We start from the raw sequence: 2752 nt of genomic DNA on the forward strand, positions 1-2752 counted from the left end.
GGGTATTCAGCACCTCGGGGCGGCTGAAGTGCGGGCAGTCCAGCAATCCGTCGGAGAAGCTGTCTTGCTGGTGCGACTGCGCGTCACCCAGCACACCGTCTTGCAGGCGGGTCACGCCGTCCAGCATCGCCAGGGCCGGCAACTCGCCGCCAGACAGCACGAAGTCTCCCAGGCTCAGTTCCACGTCGACATGGCGATCAACGAAGCGCTGGTCGATGCCTTCGTAACGCCCACACAGCAGCACGGCGCCAAGGCCCTGCGAGAACTCGGTCAGCAGCGCTTGGTCGATGCGCCGGCCGGTGGGCGTGAAATGGATCACGGGTGCAGCGTCGTTGCGTTCGGCGCGAATGGCCTGCAATGCACGCTCCAGCGGCTCGACCAGCATCACCATGCCAGGGCCTCCACCATAGGGCCGGTCGTCGACACGGCGGTAGGCGTTGTCGGCGAAGTCACGCAAGGGCCACAGTTTCACGTCGACCTGGCCCGACTCGAATGCGCGCCGGGTGATGCCTTGCGTCAGGTGGGGCGCAAACAGCTCGGGAAACAGGGTGATGACGTCAAAGCGCATGCCAACAGCGCCGGATCAGTAGTCCAGGCCCCAATCGACGGTGATGCGCTTCTCGGCCAGGGTCACTTCGTCGACGTAGGCTGCGACAAAAGGCACCAGCCGCTCTTCGGCTTGCAGCTCGGCGCTCTGGATGCGCAGCACGCTGTGCGGGCCGGTGTCGAGCAAGCCAACGACCGTGCCCAAGGCCTCGCCTTGCCGGTTGAACACCGACAGGCCGATCAAATCGACCCAGTAGTACTCGTCAGCATCGGCTGTCGGGAAGCTGGAGCGGCCGACAAAAAGGCGCGCCCCGCGCAATGCTTCGGCGGCCGTGCGGTCACCGACCTCTTGCACCTGGGCCACCACCCCATCGCCATGTTCCTTGGCTTCGATGACTTTCAGCAGGCGAGGGAAAGATGCAGCCGGCTTGGTGCCGAACTGTCTGATGTCTGCTTCTTCCGGCGGCTTGACGAACCAGCGCTTGGAAGAAAACAAGGCCTGAGGGTCGGATGCAAAAGGCTGGACCTTGATCCAGCCCTTCACGCCCCAGGCGTCAACGACGCGGCCGACTTCGATGGCGTCCTCGGGGAAAGCCGGCTCAGTTGAGCCGACGGCCGAGGGCGTCGCGGCCACGATCGATGTCAGGCCGCAGCCTTGGCTTGCGCCACCAGGCGAGCCACCGTGGGCGACAGCTGGGCGCCGTTGCCGGCCCAGTAGTCGACACGGTCGAAGGCCACGCGCAGCGGCTGCTCAGCGCCCGACGCCACCGGGTTGTAGAACCCGACGCGCTCGATGAAGCGGCCGTCGCGGCGGTTGCGCGAATCGGCAACCACGATGTTGTAGAACGGACGCTTCTTGGCGCCACCACGTGCGAGTCGGATCACGACCATGTTGTTTCCTTGGAAATCTTGAAAACGTCCACCGCGCACCAGGAGACACTCAGGGCGAGCAGAGCAAAAGGGCAAGGGTTGCGGTATCCGCAGGCCCCTGCCAGAGGGCTCGATGTCGTAGATACGCCGGTCTCACAACCAGCCGTCATCGAAACCGCGCATTATAAACTCAAGCGACACCGCAACGCACAAACATGAACCCTCCCCTGATTCGCCCCAGCACCACAGCCGACTTGCCGCAGATCACCGCCATCTACGAATGGAACGTGCTGAACGGCACTGGCACCTTCGAGCTGGAGGCGCCCGACCTGTCCGAGATGACCCGCCGCCGCGACGACGTGCTGGGAAAAGGCCTGCCCTGGCTGGTGGCCGAACGCGACGGCCAGGTGTTGGGCTACGCCTATGCCAACCACTTCCGGCCGCGCCGTGCGTACCGCTTTTGCCTGGAAGACTCGATCTACCTGGCCGATGCGGCGCGTGGCCAGGGCCTGGGCAAGCTGCTGCTGGCCGAGTTGCTGACCCTGTGCGAGGCGCAGGGCGCTCGACAGATGCTGGCGGTGATCGGGGACTCGGCCAATGCGGGCTCGATCGGCGTGCACCGCAGCCTCGGCTTCGAACACACCGGTTTGTTGAAGGCCAGCGGCTGGAAGTTTGGCGCCTGGCGCGACGTGGTCATCATGCAGCGCGCCATGGGCAGCGGCGACACCACCGCGCCGGAAGACGGCTCATGAGCGGGTACAAGTCGAAGACGCTGGCGGCCTGGATCGCCCTGATCGGCGGTGGCCTGGGCCTGCACCGCTTCTACCTCTATGGCCGACGTGACGTCTGGGGTTGGCTCTGGTGGGTGCCCACGCTGGTCGGCGCCTATGGGGTGCGGCGTGTGCAGGAGCTGGGGCAAGACGACCAACTCGCGTGGCTGCTGGTGCCGCTGCTGGGCTTTGCACTTGCGGCTGCCATGCTGGCCGCCATCGTCTACGGCGTGACGCCCGACGAAAAATGGAACGAACGTTTCAATCCCGGCGGCCCGGCACACCGGTCGGGCTGGGGGGTGGTTTTTGCACTGGTCCTGTCGCTGCTCTTGGGAGCGACGGTGCTCATGTCGACCATCGCCTTCAGTGGCCAGCGCTACTTCGAGTACCAGGTCGAAGAAGGCCGCAAGATCAGCCAGTGAGCCAGCCGGTTCAGGCAAAGATCGAGAAGCTCACCCAGTAGAAGATGCCGGCCACGAAGGCCGAGGCGGGGATGGTGAAGACCCAGGCCCACACGATGTTGCCCGCCACGCCCCAGCGCACCGCAGAGGCGCGGCGCACCGAAC

General features: G+C 65.3%; 5 protein-coding genes and 1 pseudogene. 2 read left to right on the top strand and 4 right to left on the bottom strand.

From position 1 onward, the window contains the following. The 3 genes from trmD to rpsP all read right to left on the bottom strand — a co-directional run. Positions 1-568: tRNA (guanosine(37)-N1)-methyltransferase TrmD (gene trmD / locus RMO40_RS22475; RefSeq protein WP_309725829.1), on the bottom strand; the 568-nt coding region annotated here is incomplete at its 3' end. Positions 569-583: 15 nt separating this feature from the next. Continuing rightward, positions 584-1180, bottom strand: a complete 597-nt coding sequence (rimM, locus tag RMO40_RS22480) for a ribosome maturation factor RimM (protein ID WP_309725830.1) — start codon at positions 1178-1180, stop codon at positions 584-586. Between the two features lie 8 nt (positions 1181-1188). Continuing rightward, positions 1189-1437, bottom strand: coding sequence for a 30S ribosomal protein S16 (gene rpsP / locus RMO40_RS22485; RefSeq protein ID WP_296681508.1), 249 nt, complete (start codon positions 1435-1437; stop codon positions 1189-1191). Positions 1438-1631: 194 nt separating this feature from the next. On the opposite strand from rpsP, the gene RMO40_RS22490 reads away from it, so the two are divergent. Continuing rightward, the gene (locus tag RMO40_RS22490) at positions 1632-2168 is read left to right on the top strand and encodes a GNAT family N-acetyltransferase (RefSeq protein WP_309725831.1); all 537 of its coding nucleotides are present in this window, start codon (positions 1632-1634) and stop codon (positions 2166-2168) included. After that, positions 2165-2608: a hypothetical protein gene (locus RMO40_RS22495; RefSeq protein ID WP_309725832.1), complete on the top strand. Its 444-nt coding sequence runs from the start codon at positions 2165-2167 to the stop codon at positions 2606-2608. The genes RMO40_RS22490 and RMO40_RS22495 overlap by 4 nt, the downstream gene beginning before the upstream one ends. Positions 2609-2618: 10 nt before the next feature. Here the strand turns inward: RMO40_RS22495 and RMO40_RS22500 are convergent. Then, positions 2619-2752, bottom strand: a pseudogene (locus tag RMO40_RS22500) (inorganic phosphate transporter); the annotation flags it as partial.

It is taken from the genome of Rhizobacter sp. (assembly GCF_031412075.1).
GTDB lineage: Bacteria > Pseudomonadota > Gammaproteobacteria > Burkholderiales > Burkholderiaceae_C > Rhizobacter.

Bases quoted from the DNA above. Each gene is read 5' to 3' on its own strand.
- rpsP (WP_296681508.1), bottom strand. From the start codon at position 1,437: ATGGTCGTGATCCGACTCGCACGTGGTGGCGCCAAGAAGCGTCCGTTC.
- RMO40_RS22490 (WP_309725831.1), top strand. From the start codon at position 1,632: ATGAACCCTCCCCTGATTCGCCCCAGCACCACAGCCGACTTGCCGCAG.
- RMO40_RS22495 (WP_309725832.1), top strand. From the start codon at position 2,165: ATGAGCGGGTACAAGTCGAAGACGCTGGCGGCCTGGATCGCCCTGATC.